Genomic DNA, 16,669 nt, shown 5'->3' with positions numbered 1-16,669 from the left:
CGACTACTGACCCTTTCGGCAATCCGTGCCCGGCTGCTGCACGGGCGTGGTGAGGGGGGTTCCCTCCACCGTGGTGGACGCCGGCGCCTCGGTCGAGGTCGCCGTCGGTGGTGCGGCGGTGGTGGACGTGCCGGTGCTGGCCGACCCGGGGTTGTTCTCGGCGGTGCCCTTCGGGCAGAACGGCAGCGTCTGCTCGGTGCGCAGCCTGCGGATCGCCTCCCGGGCGCCCTCCAGGCCGTCCACGTCGGTGATGCCGTTGCGCACCACGTCCCGGGTGGCGACCTTCAGGTCCTCCACCGTGATCGCCTCGCACGCCTGCGAGCCCGGCGGGCACGAGCCCTCCACCTTGCGGTGCAGGTCGAAGCCGAACACGCTGCCGGTGACGCCGCGGAACACCGACACCTCGCCGTTGTCGCCCTCGCCGACGTAGTACTGGCGCAGGACGTACCAGCGGGTGCCCAGGCCGGCCGCGACGACCAGCAGGAGCAGGAAGACCACCAGCGCGAGCGCCTTGAGCCGGCTGCCGCGCGACCGCCGGGGGTCCGGCGGCGGCATCGGCTCGACCCGCGGCGGGATCGGCCGGGGCCCGGTGATGGAACTCGCCCGCGAGGCGGGCGAGTCGGGTGGTGGCGGGTCTTCGCTGCCGTCGCCGGCCGCGCCGCCCACTATGGGCGCGTCCTCCCCGAAGTCGACGTCGACCACGTCGGCGACGACGACCGTCACGTTGTCGGGGCCGCCGCCCTTGAGCGCCAGCTCGATCATCCGGTCCGCGCACGCCTGCGGGTCCGGGATGCGGATCGCCTCGTCCAGCGTCTCCATGCTGACCACGCCGGACAGGCCGTCCGAGCACAGCAGGTAGCGGTCGCCCGGCCGGGCTTCCCGCACCATCAGCCTCGGCTCCACCTCGTGGCCGGTCAACGCGCGCAGCAGCAGCGAGCGCTGCGGGTGCGTGGCCGCTTCCTCTTCGGTGATCCGTCCCTCGTCGATCAACGACTGCACGAACGTGTCGTCGTGCGTGATCTGCGTGAACGTGCCGTTGCGGAGCATGTAGGCGCGGGAGTCGCCGATGTGCACCATGCCCAGCCGCGAGCCCGCGAACAGCACGGCGGTGAGCGTGGTGCCCATGCCGTCGAGGTCCGGGTCGCTCTGCACGAGCTCGGAGATGGCGCCGTTGCCGGCGATCACCGCGTCGCGCAGCTGGCCGAGCAGGTCGTCGCCCGGCTCGTCGTCGTCGAGCGGCGCCAGGGCGGCGATGACCACCTTGCTGGCCACCTCGCCCGCGGCGTGGCCGCCCATGCCGTCGGCGAGCGCGAGCAGGCGTGGGCCCGCGTACACGGAGTCCTGGTTGTTCGAGCGGACCAGGCCCCGGTCGCTGCGGGCCGCGTATCGGAGGACGAGAGTCATGAGCGCAGCTCGATCACCGTTTTGCCGATTCGGATCGGGGAGCCGAGCGGAACCCGGAGTGGGGCCGTGACCTTCGCCCGGTCGAGATAAGTGCCGTTCGTGGAGCCGAGGTCCTCCACGTACCAGTCGGTGCCGCGCATCGACAGCCGCGCGTGCCTGGTCGACGCGAAGTCGTCGTCCAGCACGAGCGTGGAGTCGTCGGCGCGGCCGATCATGATCGGCCTGCCGTCCAGGGAGATCCGCGTGCCCGCCAGCGCGCCGTGCGTCACGACGAGCTGTCGGGCCGCCTTGTTGCCCCGGGCGGCCTTGCTAGCCCCTCTGCCGAACTTGGGCGTCGGGACACGGAGCCCCGACGCCGCGTACAGGTCGGAGCGGACCACTCGAAGCGCAGCCAATACGAACAACCAGAGCAGGACGAGGAAACCCGCTCTGGTCAGCTGCATCACCAGCTCTGGCACCGGTTGTAACCGCTCCTGACTTGAGTGCCGTCACGCCTTCGCCCGGATCGACCGCTCAGCCCTGGGTGCGGTAGACCAGCGAGGAGTGGCCGATGCGGACGACGTCGCCTTCCGCGAGCTGCCAAGTCTGCACTGGTGTGCCGTTCACCGTGGTGCCGTTTGTCGAACCGAGATCAGCGAGCATGGCACTGTGCCCGTCCCACGTGATCTCCAGGTGCCTCCTGGAGACCCCGGTGTCGGGCAGGCGGAAGTCCGCTTCCTGGCCGCGGCCGACCACGTTGCCGCCCTGCTTGAGGTTGTAAGTGCGGTTGGAGCCGTCGTCCAGGTGCAGCGTCGCGTTCAGCTGCCGGGGACCGGACTGGACCGCCGGCGGCGCGTAACCGCCCTGCGCCGGGTCGCCGTAGCCCTGCTGCCCGTAACCCTGCTGGCCGTAGCCCTGGTCGTAGCCGGGCTGCTGGCCGTAGCCCTGGTCGTAACCGGGCTGCTGCCCGTAGCCCTGGTCGTAGCCGGGCTGGCCGTAACCGGGCTGCTGCTGCCCGTAGCCCTGGTCGTAGCCCTGCTGCTGGCCGTAGCCCTGCTCGTAGCCGGGCTGCTGCTGGCCGTAGCCCTGGTCGTAGCCGGGCTGCTGGCCGTAACCCTGGTCGTAGCCGGGCTGCTGCTGGCCGTAGCCCTGCTCGTAGCCGGGTTGCTGCTGACCGTAGCCCTGCTGGTCGTAGCCCTGCTGCTGCTGGCCGTAGCCGCCCTGTGCATAGGGGTCGTAGGCGGGCTGGCCCTGTCCTTGTCCGTAGCCGGGAGGCTGGCTCATGGATCCGTCTCCTGCAGTGCGAGGTGGTGCTGACCGTCGGCTGGCAACTTTCACGTCGGGGTCGACGGACGAGCTGGTTCGGAACTGTCCCGTGTGCAGCGCGTCGGAGCGCTCCAGGGAGACTACGACCTCACCATAGGTATCCCATCCGCTCTCTTCGAGGTGCTCCCGGATGGAGTCCCCCAGGAGCTGGGTGATGCGTAGTTCATCCTGACCGTCCCCGGCAAGCCGATCGTGGTCCTGCGGACCCAGCAGGACCTTGAAGTGGTTCGGAGCGAGCAACCTGCCACCCGCCAACTCGCGGATGCTGCTCTCCGCCTCCCGCTGCAGTGCCTGGGCCACTTCCTGCGGTACGACGTTGCCACCGAACACCCGCGCGAAGGTGTTCCCGACGATGCCTTCGAGACGGCGCTCGAAGCGCTGTACGAGGCCCACGGCAACCCTCCGACCCGGTCGACTTCCATGACCGATCGTATCCGGGCTGACGTGGCGGTACACGGGGCAATTGGTAACCCGGACGGGGACCATGCTAGTGTTCTCCACGTCGCTCCGGGCGAGTGGCGGAATGGCAGACGCGCACGGTTCAGGTCCGTGTGTCCGAAAGGACGTGGGGGTTCAACTCCCCCCTCGCCCACCAAAACCATGAAGTCCCATCCACGGTCGTGGATGGGACTTCATGGTTTTTCTGCTTTTTCGCGCCGGCGGATGCGTGATGTCTGTCACCCGCACAGCCGCGGCCGAACGTGGTGGCTCGGGGGCGGTCGGTCGATTTCGCGCGGCGAGCGGTCGGTGATGCGGTGGTCGGGGTGGCCGGCGGGCCGGGTCCGGCGGTCGTTCCAGGCGAGCGAGGCACACGCTGAGCAGACTTCCGGCCTTCGCGGGGCACCGGGGTCACCCAGACGGCAGCACCGCCGGACCGAAGTCCCCCCGGCGGTCGCCGACCGGTTACCGACCGCTCGACGCCGTCGATCGCAGGACGCCTTTTGCCCCGGGGGTGCGACCGGTCCCACCTGGTACGCCTTACCCAGAGCACGAGTCGAAACGCGGCGGACAGCCCGTCGTGGTTGCCGAGGAGGCCCTGGCGTGAGCAGCACACCAGCACGGATCGCGGACACCGACGACACCAGGGCGCTGTCGGCGACCGCTGTTCCGGTTCCCGAACTGCCCGGTTCCGTCGAGGAGCTGGCCGCCTCCGCGGCGGTGCGCCTCGGCTGGCACGGCGTGGTGCTGCCCGAGATGGTCCTCATGGGGCGCAAGGTGATCGTGGTGGCGGAGCTGCTGGCCGACGCGCACGCCGAGCGGCTGTGCCTCGGCGCGGCGCCGGAGACGGACCGCGCCACGGTGTCGACCTGGGTGTGGCCGGAGATGGACGGCCGCGTGCCGCCGTCCGCGGTGCGGATCGTGGGCGTCCTGGCGGTGGCCCGGCACTGGCGGACCGCGCTGGCCTCGGCGGTGCCGTTCGCCCGCTTCGGCAACGCCGCCGCCGTCCTGCCCACGTCGGTCGTCTTCACGCACGACTACCTGGCCAACTGCCTGCCGCGGGTGCGCCGCTACGGCGTCTCGGTCCTGCTGGCCGACGAGGAGCTCCAGCTGAGCACGGACGTCGCCGGCCGCAACGAGACCGTGCCGGTCGAGGACACCGCGACCACCCGTTGGGTGAATGAACTCGTGTACGAGCGGGTGCTGGCGACCGCGTCCTGACCTACGGTCGGACCATGCGGGTAGTGATCGCGGGCGGACACGGCAAGATCGCGTTGCGGGTGGAGCGGCTGTTGGCCGCGAGGGGTGACAGCGCCACGGCGCTGGTGCGCAACCCCGACCACCACGCGGACGTGCTGGACGCGGGCGGTGTCCCCGTCCACTGCGACCTGGAGGCGGCCGACGTCGCTTCGGTCGCGGAACTGCTGACCGGCGCGGGCGCGGCGCTCTTCGCCGCCGGCGCCGGACCGGGCAGCGGGGTGGCGCGCAAGGACACCGTGGACCGGGCCGCGGCGGTGTTGTTCGCGGAGGCGGCGGAACGGGCGGGTGTGCGCCGGTTCATCCAGATCAGTGCCACCGGCATCGGCCGGACCACCGGCGACGAGGTGTTCGACGCCTACCTGGCGGCCAAGGGCGCCGCCGAGGACGACCTGCGCGAGCGCGACCTGGACTGGACGATCCTGCGGCCGGGCCGGCTGACCGACGACGAGCCGACCGGCCACGTGGAGCTCGCCGAGAAACCGCTACGGGGTTCCGTACCGCGAGCCGACGTGGCGGCCGTCGTCGTGGCCCTCCTGGACCGCCCCGGCACGGTCCGCCGGACCTACGAGCTGATCTCCGGGGACACCCCGATCGCGGACGCCTTCTGACCGTCCGGCGCGCCCGGCCTCGAGCGGGTGGCGATCCAGACGACCAGGACGAACGCGGCCAGCGCGGTGAGGGTGCGCACGAGGTTGAACGCCTCCCACCGCTGCAGGACATCGGCGTGGTCGGCCGGCGGGGTCGTCACGGCCCACTGCTTGATCAGGCCGTTGATGGGCACGTTGCCGAACCGCGTCACCAGGAACGAGGTCACGACGAGCGCGCTCGCGGCCGCGGCGGCCCGGCGCGCCCCGCCGCGGGTCAGGACGGCCAGGGCGATCGAGCCGATCACGGCCAGCGCCATGGTGGTCTGCACGACCGGGCCGTTCACCCGCATGAGGGCCGAGTGGAACGTCAGCCGCACGTCGAGGGGCACGACGTTGAACGTGGTGACGAGGTTGACGGCGCCGTAGCCGAAGGTCCCGGCGAGCAGGCCGGTGCACAGCAGCGCCAGTCGGGTGGCGAACCGGGTGGCGCGGGAGGTCCCTAATTGCTGAGTAGTCACTCAGTAAATGTAGCGCGCGTGGCCGCGGTCCGTCCGCGACGAGCGGTCAGCGGGCGAGCAGGGCGGGCAGGAGCGCGTCGGCGACCCGGGCGCCGGCCACCGCCGGCGCGTCTTCCCCGCTCAGGTGCCGGAACACCGCCCGCTGGTAGGCGGCGCCGACGATGAGCAGGGCGGCCGGTTCCAGGTCCAGGTCGGCGCGCACGCGGCCGAGCCGCTGCTCCTCGGCGAGGTAGTCGACGACGGGCAGCAGGGCGCGCTGCGGACCGACCGCGCCGTCGGCGCCCCGTTCCGCGAAACGCGCGCGCAGGTCGCCGTCGGCCTGCACGGCCGCGAGGATCGGCGCGATCCGGCGGTAGTACGCGTCGAGCCCGTCGAGCAGCCGGGTGAGGTTGTCGCGCAGGCTGCCCGCGCCGGCGTCGCGCACGACCGCTTCCGCCACGTCCCGGTACAGCGGCAGGTGCAGGCGCACCACGGCCTGGAGCAGCCCGAGGCGGTCGGTGAAGTGGTAGAAGATGCTCGACTCGGCCGCACCCGCCCGCCGGGCGATCTCCTTGGTCGACAACCGGGCGACGCCCGCCTCGGCGAGGATCGCCTCGGCCGCCGCCAGGATCGCCTCGCGCACGCCCGTCCCGGGGCGCCCGCGCCCCCTGTTGCCGCCGGTCACCCCGTCATCCTGCCCGAGGCGGCCGGCGGCCCGGTCAGCCGAGCACGCGGTCGAGGTAGGCGTTGGTGAACTTGCCGGTCGGGTCGACCTCGCCGCGGACCCGGCGGAAGTCGTCGAAGTGCGGGTAGCGGTCGCGGAGGGCGTCGGCGGAGAGGGTGTGCATCTTGCCCCAGTGCGGTCGCCCGCCGACCGCGCCCGCGATCCGCTCGAAGGCGTCGAAGTACCGCCGGTACGGCATCCCGAGGTACTGGTGCACGGCGATGTAAGCCGTGTCGCGCCCGTGGGCCGTGGACAGCCAGATGTCGTCGCCCTGGGCCACCCGCACCTCGACCGGCACGATCACCCCGTGCTCCAGGCCGCCGACGGCCGACCGCAGCTCCCGCAGCACGTCGTGCAGCGCCGCCCGCGGCACCGCGTACTCGGACTCGACGAACCGCACCCGCCGGGGCGTGACGAAGACGCGGTGCGACACGTCCCGGTAGTCGCGCTCCGACACCAGCGACCCGCACACCCGGTTGAGCGTCCTGGTGGTCGTCGGCACGGCCTTCGCCAGCTTGCAGACCAGCCCGAACGCGCCGTTCTCCATCACCTCGTACTCGTAGAACCGGCGCAGCGCCGACAGCGGCGCGGCCGGCTCGTCGACCCGGTTGTTCCGCTTCACGATCACCCGGTCGGAGTGCGGGAACCAGTGGAACTCCACGTGGTCCTCGACCGCCGTCAGGTGGTCGAACTCCTCCAGCACCGCGTCCAGCCGGCCGGGGAACTCGCGGGCGTGCAGCACGAACGAGGGCACGCACCGCAACGTGACCGTGCTGATCACGCCCAGCGCGCCGAGCCCGACCCTGGCCGCGTGGAACAGCTCGGGCCGTTCGTCGGCGGAGCACCGCGCCACCGACCCGTCGGCGAGCACCAGCTCCAGCGCCACGACCTGCGTGGCGAGGCCGCCGAGCTTCGCGCCGGTGCCGTGCGTCCCGGTCGAGATCGCGCCCGCCACGGTCTGCGCGTCGATGTCCCCGAGGTTCGCCATGGCCAACCCGAGCACGTCCAGCAGCGCGTTGAGCTGGTGCAGCGTCGTGCCGGACCGGACCGTCACCAGGGAACCGGCCACGTCCACGATGCCGGTCCACGCGTCGAGGTCGATCGCCACGCCGGGCGCGACCGCGATGCCGGTGAACGAGTGCCCGCTGCCGCGCGGGCGGACACTGGGAGCGCCCACCACGACGGAGGCGAGCTCGTCGACGCTCGCCGGGTGCTCGACCCGGTGTGGGGTCGCGGACGCCGTTCGCGCCCAGTTCGTCCACGGGGTCGCCATGCCCACCTCCGGATGTGACGCGTTCCACGAACCGTAGGTGAAAGCTATTCACCTTTCAAGTACGGTGAGGCCCATGCAGCACCGCACGCGCCTGGACGTCGCGACGGAAGAGCACGACCCCCCGTTCGCGATCGTCGACCTGGACGCCTTCGACAGCAACGCGGCCGACCTCGTGCGCCGCGCGGGCGGGCGGCCGATCCGGGTGGCGAGCAAGTCCGTCCGGGTCCGCGCGCTGCTGGAGCGGGTGCTCGCCCGGCCCGGTTTCGCGGGCGTCATGTGCTACTCGCTGGCCGAGGCGCTGTGGCTGTCGTCGGTCGACCTCGCCGAGGACCTGCTGGTCGCGTACCCGACCGTCGACCGGGCGGCGCTGGCCGAGCTCGTCAAGGACGACCGGGCGCGGGCGCGGATCACCATCGTGGTCGACTCGACCGCGCACCTCGACCTGGTCCACGCCGTGCTCGGCCCCGACCACCCCGAGATCCGGGTCTGCCTGGAGCTGGACGTGTCGTGGCGACCGGTGCCCGGCCTGCACATCGGTCCACGCCGGTCACCCGTGCACACGGCCCGTGAAGCGCGCGCTCTGGCCGAGGCGATCGTGCGCCGGCCGGGGTTCCGGCTGGTCGGCGTGATGGGGTACGAGGGGCAGATCGCGGGCCTGGGCGACCAGCCGCCGGGCAAGCCGCTGCGCGGCGCGGCCCTGCGCTGGATGCAACGGCACTCCGCGGCCGAGCTGGTCGAGCGCCGCGCCACCGCCATCGCCGCCGTGCGCCAGGTCGCCGAGCTGGAGTTCGTCAACGGCGGCGGCACGGGCAGCCTGGAGATCACCGCCGCCGACCCGTCGGTCACCGAGCTCGCGGCCGGGTCCGGGCTCATCGGCCCGACCCTGTTCGACGGCTACCGCGGCTTCCGGCCCAAGCCGGCCGTGCTGTTCGCGCTGCCGGTCGTGCGCCGGCCGAAGCGGCACGTGGCCACGCTGTTCTCCGGCGGCTACATCGCCTCCGGCACCGCGACCCCCGACCGCCACCCCAGCCCGTACCTGCCGGTCGGGCTGAAGCTGCTGCCGATGGAGGGCGCCGGCGAGGTGCAGACCCCGGTGGTGGGTCGGGCGGCCGACTCGCTGCGCCTCGGCGACCGCGTGTGGCTGCGGCACGCCAAGGCGGGCGAGCTGGCCGAGCGGTTCACCCACTACCACGTCGTGCGTGGCGACGTGGTGGAGCGGACCGTGCCCACCTACCGGGGCGAGGGGCACTCCTTCGGCTGAACCGGCCTAGCTGGGAAGCCGGGTCGACAGGTACCCGCGGACGAGGGCCTTGGCCTCGTCCAGGATGCGCTGGTCGCCGGCCGGGTCGCGGCGGAACGCCAGGTTCAGCACGCCGTCCGCGGCCTCGACCGCGATCGAGATCGGCAGCTGCAGCTCGGTGAGCGGGATGTCGAACTTGGCCGAGATCATCTCCGCGAGCCGGTCGGAGATGACCGTGTTGTTGTCGCGCCGGTCGTCGAGCAGCCGCATGTCGACCACGTCGCCGAAGTGCAGCTTCGAGAACGCCGGCACCTCGCGGTGCATCGAGACGTACACGTCGAAGATCGAGTCGACGGCGTCCCACCAGTGCGCGAGGGTCGTCGAGGTGAACCGGCCGTCCACCGTCTGGATGAACTTCTCCAGGTTGCGCAGCGTCAGCGCCTGCACGACCGCCCGTTTGTCGGGGAAGAACTGGTAGAGCGAGCCGACCGCGACCCCGGCGCGCTCGGCGATCAACGTCGTGGTGACTCCGTCGTAGCCGACCTCCTCGATGAGCTGTGCGCAGGCCTCGAGCATCCGCTCGACGCGCTTGGCGCTGCGCTGCTGCACCGGCTGACGGCGCAGCGGGGTCGTACTGGTCACGGCGACTCCTGCTGAGTGGGTGGCGGGCCTCCATAGTGCCCGGTAATGGACCTTTCCACTTCACTTCACGGCGCAACACGCCTACGATCCGAATCACTTTCATGTTCTGGGAGGTTCGCGTGAGCGTGTCCGATGACTTCCTGGGCGCCGACGACCTGCTCTGGGGCGTGTCGACCTCCGCCTTCCAGATCGAGGGCTCGTTCACCGCCGCCGGCCGGCGACCGTCCACCTGGGACGGGTTCCCGGCGTTCGAGGGCGACGACGCGTCCGTGGCGTGCGACCACTACCGCCGCTACCGCGAGGACGTCGGCCTGATGCGGTCCCTCGGCGTCGGCGCCTACCGGTTCTCCGTGTCGTGGCCGCGGGTGCTCGCGGGCGACCTCGCGTTCTACGACCGGCTGGTGGACGAGCTGCTCGCCGCCGGCATCGCGCCCGTCGCCACGCTGTACCACTGGGACACGCCGCTGGCCGTGGAGCAGGCGGGCGGCTGGCTCGACCGCGACACCGCGCACCGGTTCGCCGAGTACGCCGAGCGGGTCGCCGCGCGCCTGGCCGACCGGGTCGCGATGTGGATCCCGATCAACGAGCCCGCGATGGTGACGCTGCTCGGGTACGCCACCGGGCAGCACGCACCGGGCAAGGCGCTGCTCTTCGACGCCCTGCCGACCGCCCACCACCTCAACCTGGCCCACGGGCTCGCCGTGCAAGCGCTGCGTTCCGCCGGAGCGCGCGCTGTGGGCACGGCCAACAACCACACGCCCACCTGGCCCGCCTCCCCGGCCGACGCGCCCGCCGCCGAGGCCTACGCCGATCTGCACAACTGGCTCTACGCCGACGCGCAGCTGGCCGGCCGCTACCCGGACTCGCTGGCCGACCGCTTGCCGATCGTGGACGGCGACCTGGCGATCACCTCCGCGCCGCTCGACTTCTACGGCGTGAACTACTACAACCCGACCCGGCTGCGGCTGCCGTCGGAGGGCAACCCGCTGCCGTTCGAGCTGGTGGACGTCGACGAGTACCCGAAGACCGGCTTCGGCTGGCCGGTCGTGCCGTCCGGGTTGTCGGAGATGGTCTCCCTGCTGCGCGATCGCTTCGCCGACCTGCCGCCCGTGTACGTGACGGAGAGCGGGTGCAGCTACCCGCACTCGCTCCAGGACACCGAGCGGATCGCCTACCTGGACGCGCACATCGCGGAAGCCCTGAAGGCGGGCGTGCGCGGGTACTTCGTGTGGTCCTTGATGGACAACTTCGAGTGGGACTCGGGGTACTCGCAGCGGTTCGGCCTCGTCCACGTCGACTACGCGACGCAGGAACGCACCCCGCGTGCCTCGTACGAGTGGTACCGCGATCGGATCAGGCGATGACCGCGGAGGCGTTGGCGGAACCGGTCGTCCCGGTCCGCCGGGCGTGGATGACCTGGCTGTTCCTGGCCAACCTCGGCCTCTGGCTGGCCATCTACGCGCCCATCCAGGTGCTGCTGCCGCAGCAGGCCGAACTGCTCGACTCCACCGCCAAGGAAGCCGTGTTCGGCCTGGTCACCGGCGTCGGCGCGCTCGCCGCACTGGTCGCGAACCCGCTGATCGGGCTGGCGTCGGACCGCACCACGTCCCGGTTCGGCCGGCGGCACCCGTGGACCCTCGCGGGCGCGCTCCTCGGCGCGGTCGGCCTGGTGGTGCTGTCGTCCGCGTCCTCCGTCGGCGTGATGGTCGTCGGGTGGTGCCTGGTGCAGGCCGGGCTCAACGGCATGCTCGCCAGCCTCACCTCCGCCGTGCCCGACCGGGTGCCCGTGCGGCAGCGGGCCAAGGTGGGCGGGCTGGTCGGCGTCTCCCAGATGCTCGGCACCGTGCTCGGCGCGATCGTGGTGACCGTGCTGGTCAGCGGCCTGGCGAACGGGTACCTGGCGTGCGCGGCGCTGGTCGTGGCGGGCGCGCTGGCGTTCGTGCTGATCACCCCGGACGCCCGCCTGCCGCTCACCGCCCGGCCGGCGCTGCGGTGGCGCGAGCTGTGGGTGTCGCCGAGGCGGCACCCGGACTTCGCCTGGGCCTGGTGCGCGCACTTCATGATCAACCTGGGCAACGCGTTCGGCACGCTCTACCTGCTGTACTTCCTCGGCGACGTGGTCCGGCACCCGGCGCCCGAGGACGGCCTGCTGGTGCTGATGCTGCTCTACGGCGTGGCGCTGGCGATCGGCGCGTTCGCCGTCGGCGCCCACTCCGACCGCACCGGCCGGCGCAAGCCGTACGTGCTGGTGGCGGCCGCCGGGATGGCCGTCGCGGCGTTGCTGCTGGTCGCGTGGCCGACCTGGCCGGCCGCGCTGGTCGCCGCGCCGCTGCTCGGGTTCGGCTTCGGCGCGTACTGGGCGGTGGCGCTGGCCCTGCTGACCCAGGTGCTGCCCGCCGCGTCGGACCGGGCCAAGGACCTCGGCGTGCTCAACATCGCCAACTCGCTGCCCCAGGTGATCGCGCCGCTGCTGACGACGTTCGTCCTGGCGTCACTCGGCGGGTACCGGGGGTTGTTCGCCGTGTCGGCGGTCGCCACGCTGTGCGCGGCGGTGTTCGTGACCAGGGTCCGCTCGGTGGCTTGACGCGTTCGACGGCTTGGAGGGGGTCCGGTGCGGTTGGCGGGTAGGACGGTCGTGGTGACCGGGGCGTCGCAGGGCATCGGCGCGGCGACGGCCGCGACGCTCGCGAGGCGCGGTTCGGTTGTCGTGCTCGTGGCACGCAGCGGTGAAGCGCTCGACGAGCAGGTCGAGCGGATCACCGCGACCGGCGGGCGTGCGGTCGCCCTGACGGCCGACCTCGCGGACGTCGACCGGATCGGCACGCTCGCCGAACGGGTGATCGCCGAGGTCGGCGTGCCGGACGTGCTGGTCAACAACGCGGGTGTCGGCCGCTGGCTGTTCCTCGACGAGACGCCGACCGCCGAGCTGGCCGGCATGATCGCCCTGCCGTTCACCGCCGCGCTGCACCTGACCAGGGAGTTCCTGCCCGGCATGCGGGCGCGCGGCTCGGGCCGGGTGGTCAACGTCAACTCGCCGGTGTCCCGCCTGCCGATCCCCGGCGCCACCGGGTACGCGGCGTCCCGCTACGCGTTGCGCGGGATGACCGCGGCGCTGCGGATGGACCTGCGCGGCACCGGCATCGGGGTGAGCGAGGTCGTGCCGGGCAAGGTGAGCAGCCGCTACTTCGCCAACAACCCCGGCGCCGAGGAGCGGATCCCGAGGCTGGCCAGGGTGATCCCGACCGTGACGCCGGAAGCCGTCGCTGCCCGGATCGCCGACGTGGTGGAGCGGGAGCGGGACGAGGCGGTGTTCCCGTGGCAGCTCAAGGCGTTCGACGTGGCCGGCCGGCTGTTCCCCGGCGTGACCGGCTACCTCACCTGGCTGACCGGCACCCACCGCTGAGCGCCGAACCCGACCGGACGGGCCGGAACGTGCCGACGGCCCCGATGTCCGCGCGGGAGGTGCGGACATCGGGGCCGAAGTGGTGCCCGCGGACCAGTGTCGGTCGGGGAGGGAAGGTGTGCACAACACCGGCCCGCGGATGTCTGTGTGGTTGTCGAGCTGCGGTCGTCGAACTGGTGGGGCTTTCAGCTGGCCGGCGATCCGTTCGTCGCGGTCGGGGGTTCGCACGTCCCGGACCGCCGGCCAGTAGGCGGGTGCTCGACCTGGTCGCGTCGGGGGAACGACAGGTCGGGGCCGCCCGTCAGTGGGCTCGAACCACCATTCCCCGGCGCGAACGCGTGACAGGAGGCGTCACCGGCGCCGATCGGAGGTGTCGAGCCGGGCGCGGGGCCAATCCGCCCGCGACCAGGTGTTCGTACGCGGCGCGCCACACCGAGCAAGGGCTCTTCTGCTGCCGCCACCGTCCGGAGCACTCGGGGCAGTTGCCCTTCTCGTCCGGTTCGTGCGCGGCGAGCAGGGCCCGCCACCCCTCGGTCAGCCGAGGGAGCTCGGAACGTGCCACCGACAGGAGGGACGGGGCGTCGGCCTCGTTGGCCAGCTCTGTGAGCAGGTCCAACCGCTCCCACACCGCGTTGCGAAGAACTTGTCCGAGGATCTCGTCCACCGAAACGTCACCGTCACCTTTCCGCCTGCTCGGCGGCCTCACGTAGCGCGGCCCTGAGTTGTACGAGTTGGTCGGCCGAAAGGACCGCCGTCTCGCCGGGAGGACCGACCAGGACCACGCGGCCCCGGTCGACCATCACGGTGAGGCAGCGCTCCCGGTCGACCACGTCGCTGCAGCGAATCCGCCACCAGCGACGTTGCCCGGTCGTGCCGCGCCATCCGGAGCCGAGGTCGGTCGACTCCCGGACAGACAGGGTTGCGGGAGAGGGGGTCGTGGCGACGGCAGGCGCTGCCGGCCCACCCGGGGTGGTCACCGCCCGCTCGATCAGGTCCACGACCATGTTCCTCTCCGTGCTCACTCGCTTACCGGAACCCAGATTGCGATGATTCAACCCGGATCGGGACGTCATAGCGCTGGCCGGTGGTCGTTCCACGGTAAGCGGTCAGTGGAGTTCGGCAGGGCCGATCAGCCTCGCCGATCGGTACTTCTCGCAGTCGGGGGAGTGCCCCTACTCTGCCGTTGACGCCCAAAGGACTGTGAGGGGGCGCAATTGAACACCATCGGTTCGCCAAGCTCTCCTGTTACCCCAGACGTCTGGGACCAGCAGGAGATGCGCGACGCACTGGCCAGACGAGAGATCAGCGCGGTCTACCGGCTGCTCCGACGGCACGGTGTGTCGCAGCGCCAGATCGCGGCGCTGACGGGCCAGTCGCAGTCCGAAGTCTCGGAGATCCTCAAGGGACGCCAGGTCATGGCCTACGACGTCCTCGCGCGGATCGCCGCGGGCTTGGGCGTGCCCAGGGGGTACATGGGCCTCGCTTACGACGAGGCCACGGCAGTGAGGGTGGCCGCCACGGCGGAGTCACCCCATTCTGAGGAGGACGAGTCGGTGAAGCGAAGGAAGTTCCTCGCGCACGCCGCCGCCATCACCGTCGGCGCGGCCGTGTTCGGTACGGACTCCGGGTCTTGGGCTTCGTCGCCCGCGCAGACTCCGGCCCCTGGCCGCATCGGCATGACCGACGTCCGACAGGTCGAAGCGGCCACCAGGGCGTTGCGCACGCTCGACTACCAGTACGGCGGCGGCTCGTGCCGCGACGCGGTGGTCGCCCAGCTCTCGTGGGGCCAGCAGATGCTCGGCGCGAACGCGACCGACCTGGTCAAGGAGCGCCTCTACGTCGCGCTCGCCGACCTGCACAACCTGGCCGGGTGGACCTCGTTCGACACCGGCCTGTACGACTCGGCCCGCAACCACTTCGGCCAGGCGCTCGGCCTGGCGAAGCAGGGGCGCAAGGAAGAGCTCGTGGCCAACATCCTGTACCGGATGGGTCGCGTCTACCTGCACCAGAACGCGCCGGACGACGCGTTGAAGGTGTTCCAGCTCGGCCAGCTGGCCGCGCAGAACTCCGGCTCGGAGCTCGCCGTCGGCATCCTGTGCGCCAACGAGGCGTGGGCCTACGCGAAGATGGGCTCCGACGACCAGGCGCTGAAGCTGCTCGGCCGGGCGCGCGACGAGTTCGCCCGCGCCAACATCGGCGAGGCGCCCGCGTGGGCGAAGTTCTTCGACGCCAACGACCTGTCCGCGATGATCGGCACCGTGCACACGGAGCTGGCGCAGACCGTGGACTCGAAGTACACGCGCACCGCGGTGCCCGCGCTGACCAAGGCCATCGGCGGCTACGGCGAGGACATGACCCGCAGCCGGTCGTTCAACCTCACGTCCCTGTCGATCAACCACCTGCTCGACGGCGACATCGACCACGGCGCCCGGCTCGGCCGGCAGGCGATCGAGCTGTCCGAGGGCCTGAAGTCGGTCCGCACCAAGGACCGGATGAAGCCGTTGCAGCACGAAGCCGAGAAGCGCCGGAACAACCCGGACGCCCGCGAGCTGGCCGAACGCCTTGCCAAGTTCACCGGCAACGACAGCGCGGCCTGAGCCGCGGGGCGTCGGCGTCCTGGACGGCAGGTTCACCTCCGCCGCGTTGACCGCCGTGCTGGAGCGGCTGTGCGCCGAACTGGGGTTGGCGCACCGGGGCGCGCGGCTGGTCAAGTTCACCAGCAACGCCGTGTTCGACCTGCCCGTCGACCGGGTGGTGGTGCGGATCGTCGGCTCGACGACGCTGCGCCACCGCGCGGCCAAGGTGGTCGAGGTCGCGCGGTGGCTGGCCGAGCACGACGTGCCCGCCGTGCGGCTGGTCGAGGACGTGCCGCAGCCGTTGGCGATCGGCGACCACCTGGCCACCGTGTGGCACGCGGTGCCCTCCGGCGGCAGGCCCGTCGACGGCCGTGACCTGGGCCGGGTGCTGCGGCAGGTGCACTCGCTGCCCGCGCCGGGGTTCGAGCTGCCGCGCTGGACGCCGCTGGACGACGTGCGCCGTCGCCTCGCGGACGCCGAGGAGCTGTCCGCGCCGGACCGCCGGTTCCTGGAGGACCGGTGCGCCGAGGCCGACGACCGCCTGGCCGGGCTGCGGTTCGCGCTGCCGCCGGGCGTGGTGCACGGCGACGCGCACCTGGGCAACCTGATCCCCAGCCCCGACGGTCCGGTGATCTGCGACTTCGACTCCACCAGCTTCGGACCGCGCGAGTGGGACCTGAGCACCCTGCCGGTCGGCGTCGCCCGCTTCGGCCACTCCGCCGAGTGGTACCGGCAGCTGGCCGACGAGTACGGCTTCGACGTCGTGCGGTGGCCAGGGTTCCCGGTGTTGCGCGAGGTCAGGGAGTTGAAGCTGACCACGAGCGTGCTGCCGATCATGCGCAGCCACCCCGGTGTGCGCGACGAGCTGCACAGCCGGCTCAAAGCGTTGCGCGCGGGCGACACCACGACCCCCTGGACCCCATACCGCTGACGCGGGGGGCGTGGGGGAACGAATCGGTAACACCCGGCGCGCGTTGGACGACTGAGGCATCGAGGGATGGCGTGACGGGGTCGGCGAGGTGTGCGAGTGGTCGGGAATCTGCCGGTGTTGCGGCGAAGGCGTGCCCTGCGGGCCGCCCGCATGTTGGACGAGGTCGTGGACACCCAGTTGCCGTTCCTGGCGTCGTTCGACGAGCAGCGGCGGCGCCGCTCGGCGACCTACCTGGCCGAGCTGGTGAAGCTCGCGCGTGACTACCGGTACTACGCCAACGGTTGGATCGACGCCAAGGAGCTCGAACGGCGTGGCCAGGACGCGATGGCGGCGCTGACCCGGCTGCGCGAGGACACTTCCGCCCGACCGGTCACCGACTAGGGCGTTCG

Annotated in this window: 18 protein-coding genes and 1 tRNA gene; 10 read left to right on the top strand and 9 right to left on the bottom strand. The window is 71.9% G+C overall.

Annotated elements, in window-relative coordinates; genetic code table 11:
* Positions 1 to 3 precede the first annotated feature (3 nt).
* The 3 genes from EDD40_RS23205 to EDD40_RS23195 are packed head-to-tail and all read right to left on the bottom strand — an operon-like array spanning position 4 to position 3,102.
* Positions 4 to 1,404, bottom strand: coding sequence for a PP2C family protein-serine/threonine phosphatase (locus EDD40_RS23205; protein WP_123744807.1), 1,401 nt, complete (start codon positions 1,402 to 1,404; stop codon positions 4 to 6).
* Positions 1,401 to 1,862 (bottom strand): FHA domain-containing protein FhaB/FipA, encoded by a 462-nt coding sequence (locus EDD40_RS23200; protein ID WP_073897742.1) that lies wholly within the window; start codon positions 1,860 to 1,862, stop codon positions 1,401 to 1,403. The genes EDD40_RS23205 and EDD40_RS23200 overlap by 4 nt, the downstream gene beginning before the upstream one ends.
* Before the next feature lie 55 nt (positions 1,863 to 1,917).
* The gene (locus EDD40_RS23195; protein WP_123744806.1) at positions 1,918 to 3,102 is read right to left on the bottom strand and encodes an FHA domain-containing protein; all 1,185 of its coding nucleotides are present in this window, start codon (positions 3,100 to 3,102) and stop codon (positions 1,918 to 1,920) included.
* A 116-nt stretch (positions 3,103 to 3,218) separates the two neighbouring features.
* On the opposite strand from EDD40_RS23195, the gene EDD40_RS23190 reads away from it, so the two are divergent.
* The 3 genes from EDD40_RS23190 to EDD40_RS23180 all read left to right on the top strand — a co-directional run bounded on the left by EDD40_RS23190 (position 3,219) and on the right by EDD40_RS23180 (position 5,015).
* Positions 3,219 to 3,304, top strand: a tRNA-Leu gene (locus EDD40_RS23190).
* 446 nt (positions 3,305 to 3,750) lie between these two features.
* On the top strand, positions 3,751 to 4,368 hold the full coding sequence (locus tag EDD40_RS23185) for a hypothetical protein (RefSeq protein ID WP_123744805.1): 618 nt from the start codon (positions 3,751 to 3,753) through the stop codon (positions 4,366 to 4,368).
* A 14-nt stretch (positions 4,369 to 4,382) separates the two neighbouring features.
* Entirely contained in the window at positions 4,383 to 5,015 is a 633-nt protein-coding gene (locus EDD40_RS23180) for an SDR family oxidoreductase (RefSeq protein ID WP_123744804.1), read from the top strand.
* Here EDD40_RS23180 and EDD40_RS23175 read toward each other — a convergent pair.
* The 3 genes from EDD40_RS23175 to EDD40_RS23165 are packed head-to-tail and all read right to left on the bottom strand — an operon-like array spanning position 4,970 to position 7,488.
* Positions 4,970 to 5,512, bottom strand: a complete 543-nt coding sequence (locus EDD40_RS23175; protein WP_123744803.1) for an anthrone oxygenase family protein — start codon at positions 5,510 to 5,512, stop codon at positions 4,970 to 4,972. The genes EDD40_RS23180 and EDD40_RS23175 overlap by 46 nt on opposite strands.
* 46 nt (positions 5,513 to 5,558) lie before the next feature.
* A complete protein-coding gene (locus tag EDD40_RS23170) occupies positions 5,559 to 6,176 on the bottom strand; it encodes a TetR/AcrR family transcriptional regulator (RefSeq protein ID WP_246037779.1) in 618 nt (205 codons plus the stop codon).
* 34 nt (positions 6,177 to 6,210) lie between these two features.
* Positions 6,211 to 7,488: a D-arabinono-1,4-lactone oxidase gene (locus EDD40_RS23165; RefSeq protein ID WP_123748220.1), complete on the bottom strand. Its 1,278-nt coding sequence runs from the start codon at positions 7,486 to 7,488 to the stop codon at positions 6,211 to 6,213.
* Positions 7,489 to 7,561: 73 nt separating this feature from the next.
* Here EDD40_RS23165 and EDD40_RS23160 point away from each other — a divergent pair, with 73 nt between their 5' ends.
* Positions 7,562 to 8,749, top strand: coding sequence for an amino acid deaminase/aldolase (locus EDD40_RS23160; RefSeq protein ID WP_123744802.1), 1,188 nt, complete (start codon positions 7,562 to 7,564; stop codon positions 8,747 to 8,749).
* A gap of 6 nt (positions 8,750 to 8,755) precedes the next feature.
* Here the strand turns inward: EDD40_RS23160 and EDD40_RS23155 are convergent, their stop codons facing one another.
* Positions 8,756 to 9,370 (bottom strand): TetR/AcrR family transcriptional regulator, encoded by a 615-nt coding sequence (locus EDD40_RS23155; RefSeq protein WP_123744801.1) that lies wholly within the window; start codon positions 9,368 to 9,370, stop codon positions 8,756 to 8,758.
* Between the two features lie 119 nt (positions 9,371 to 9,489).
* Between EDD40_RS23155 and EDD40_RS23150 the strand changes: the two genes are divergently transcribed.
* The 3 genes from EDD40_RS23150 to EDD40_RS23140 are packed head-to-tail and all read left to right on the top strand — an operon-like array spanning position 9,490 to position 12,773.
* Positions 9,490 to 10,734: a glycoside hydrolase family 1 protein gene (locus EDD40_RS23150; protein WP_246037778.1), complete on the top strand. Its 1,245-nt coding sequence runs from the start codon at positions 9,490 to 9,492 to the stop codon at positions 10,732 to 10,734.
* On the top strand, positions 10,731 to 11,954 hold the full coding sequence (locus EDD40_RS23145) for an MFS transporter (RefSeq protein WP_123744799.1): 1,224 nt from the start codon (positions 10,731 to 10,733) through the stop codon (positions 11,952 to 11,954). The genes EDD40_RS23150 and EDD40_RS23145 overlap by 4 nt, the downstream gene beginning before the upstream one ends.
* Before the next feature lie 27 nt (positions 11,955 to 11,981).
* Positions 11,982 to 12,773 (top strand): SDR family NAD(P)-dependent oxidoreductase, encoded by a 792-nt coding sequence (locus EDD40_RS23140; protein ID WP_123744798.1) that lies wholly within the window; start codon positions 11,982 to 11,984, stop codon positions 12,771 to 12,773.
* A 301-nt stretch (positions 12,774 to 13,074) separates the two neighbouring features.
* Here EDD40_RS23140 and EDD40_RS23135 read toward each other — a convergent pair whose 3' ends face one another.
* The gene (locus EDD40_RS23135) at positions 13,075 to 13,437 is read right to left on the bottom strand and encodes a hypothetical protein (protein WP_053714584.1); all 363 of its coding nucleotides are present in this window, start codon (positions 13,435 to 13,437) and stop codon (positions 13,075 to 13,077) included.
* A gap of 13 nt (positions 13,438 to 13,450) precedes the next feature.
* Positions 13,451 to 13,777, bottom strand: coding sequence for a hypothetical protein (locus EDD40_RS23130; protein WP_148088893.1), 327 nt, complete (start codon positions 13,775 to 13,777; stop codon positions 13,451 to 13,453).
* A 270-nt stretch (positions 13,778 to 14,047) separates the two neighbouring features.
* Between EDD40_RS23130 and EDD40_RS23125 the strand changes: the two genes are divergently transcribed.
* From EDD40_RS23125 to EDD40_RS23115, 3 genes are all read left to right on the top strand, one after another.
* Positions 14,048 to 15,370 (top strand): helix-turn-helix domain-containing protein, encoded by a 1,323-nt coding sequence (locus EDD40_RS23125; RefSeq protein ID WP_231647967.1) that lies wholly within the window; start codon positions 14,048 to 14,050, stop codon positions 15,368 to 15,370.
* Positions 15,371 to 15,389: 19 nt separating this feature from the next.
* Positions 15,390 to 16,280 carry an aminoglycoside phosphotransferase family protein gene (locus EDD40_RS23120; RefSeq protein ID WP_123748219.1) on the top strand — a complete coding sequence of 297 codons (891 nt, stop codon included), beginning with the start codon at positions 15,390 to 15,392 and terminating at the stop codon, positions 16,278 to 16,280.
* Between the two features lie 96 nt (positions 16,281 to 16,376).
* Positions 16,377 to 16,661 (top strand): hypothetical protein, encoded by a 285-nt coding sequence (locus tag EDD40_RS23115; protein ID WP_246037777.1) that lies wholly within the window; start codon positions 16,377 to 16,379, stop codon positions 16,659 to 16,661.
* The last annotated feature ends 8 nt before the right edge of the window (positions 16,662 to 16,669 follow it).

Origin of the sequence: Saccharothrix texasensis (assembly GCF_003752005.1) — a bacterium.
Classification (GTDB): domain Bacteria; phylum Actinomycetota; class Actinomycetes; order Mycobacteriales; family Pseudonocardiaceae; genus Actinosynnema; species Actinosynnema texasense.
Note: the sequence above shows the minus strand (reverse complement) of the source record. Positions and strands in the feature narration are given on the sequence as shown.

Bases quoted from the DNA above. Each gene is read 5' to 3' on its own strand.
- EDD40_RS23205 (WP_123744807.1), bottom strand. From the start codon at position 1,404: ATGACTCTCGTCCTCCGATACGCGGCCCGCAGCGACCGGGGCCTGGTC.
- EDD40_RS23180 (WP_123744804.1), top strand. From the start codon at position 4,383: ATGCGGGTAGTGATCGCGGGCGGACACGGCAAGATCGCGTTGCGGGTG.
- EDD40_RS23165 (WP_123748220.1), bottom strand. From the start codon at position 7,488: ATGGCGACCCCGTGGACGAACTGGGCGCGAACGGCGTCCGCGACCCCA.
- EDD40_RS23160 (WP_123744802.1), top strand. From the start codon at position 7,562: ATGCAGCACCGCACGCGCCTGGACGTCGCGACGGAAGAGCACGACCCC.
- EDD40_RS23145 (WP_123744799.1), top strand. From the start codon at position 10,731: ATGACCGCGGAGGCGTTGGCGGAACCGGTCGTCCCGGTCCGCCGGGCG.
- EDD40_RS23130 (WP_148088893.1), bottom strand. From the start codon at position 13,777: ATGGTCGTGGACCTGATCGAGCGGGCGGTGACCACCCCGGGTGGGCCG.
- EDD40_RS23125 (WP_231647967.1), top strand. From the start codon at position 14,048: ATGCGCGACGCACTGGCCAGACGAGAGATCAGCGCGGTCTACCGGCTG.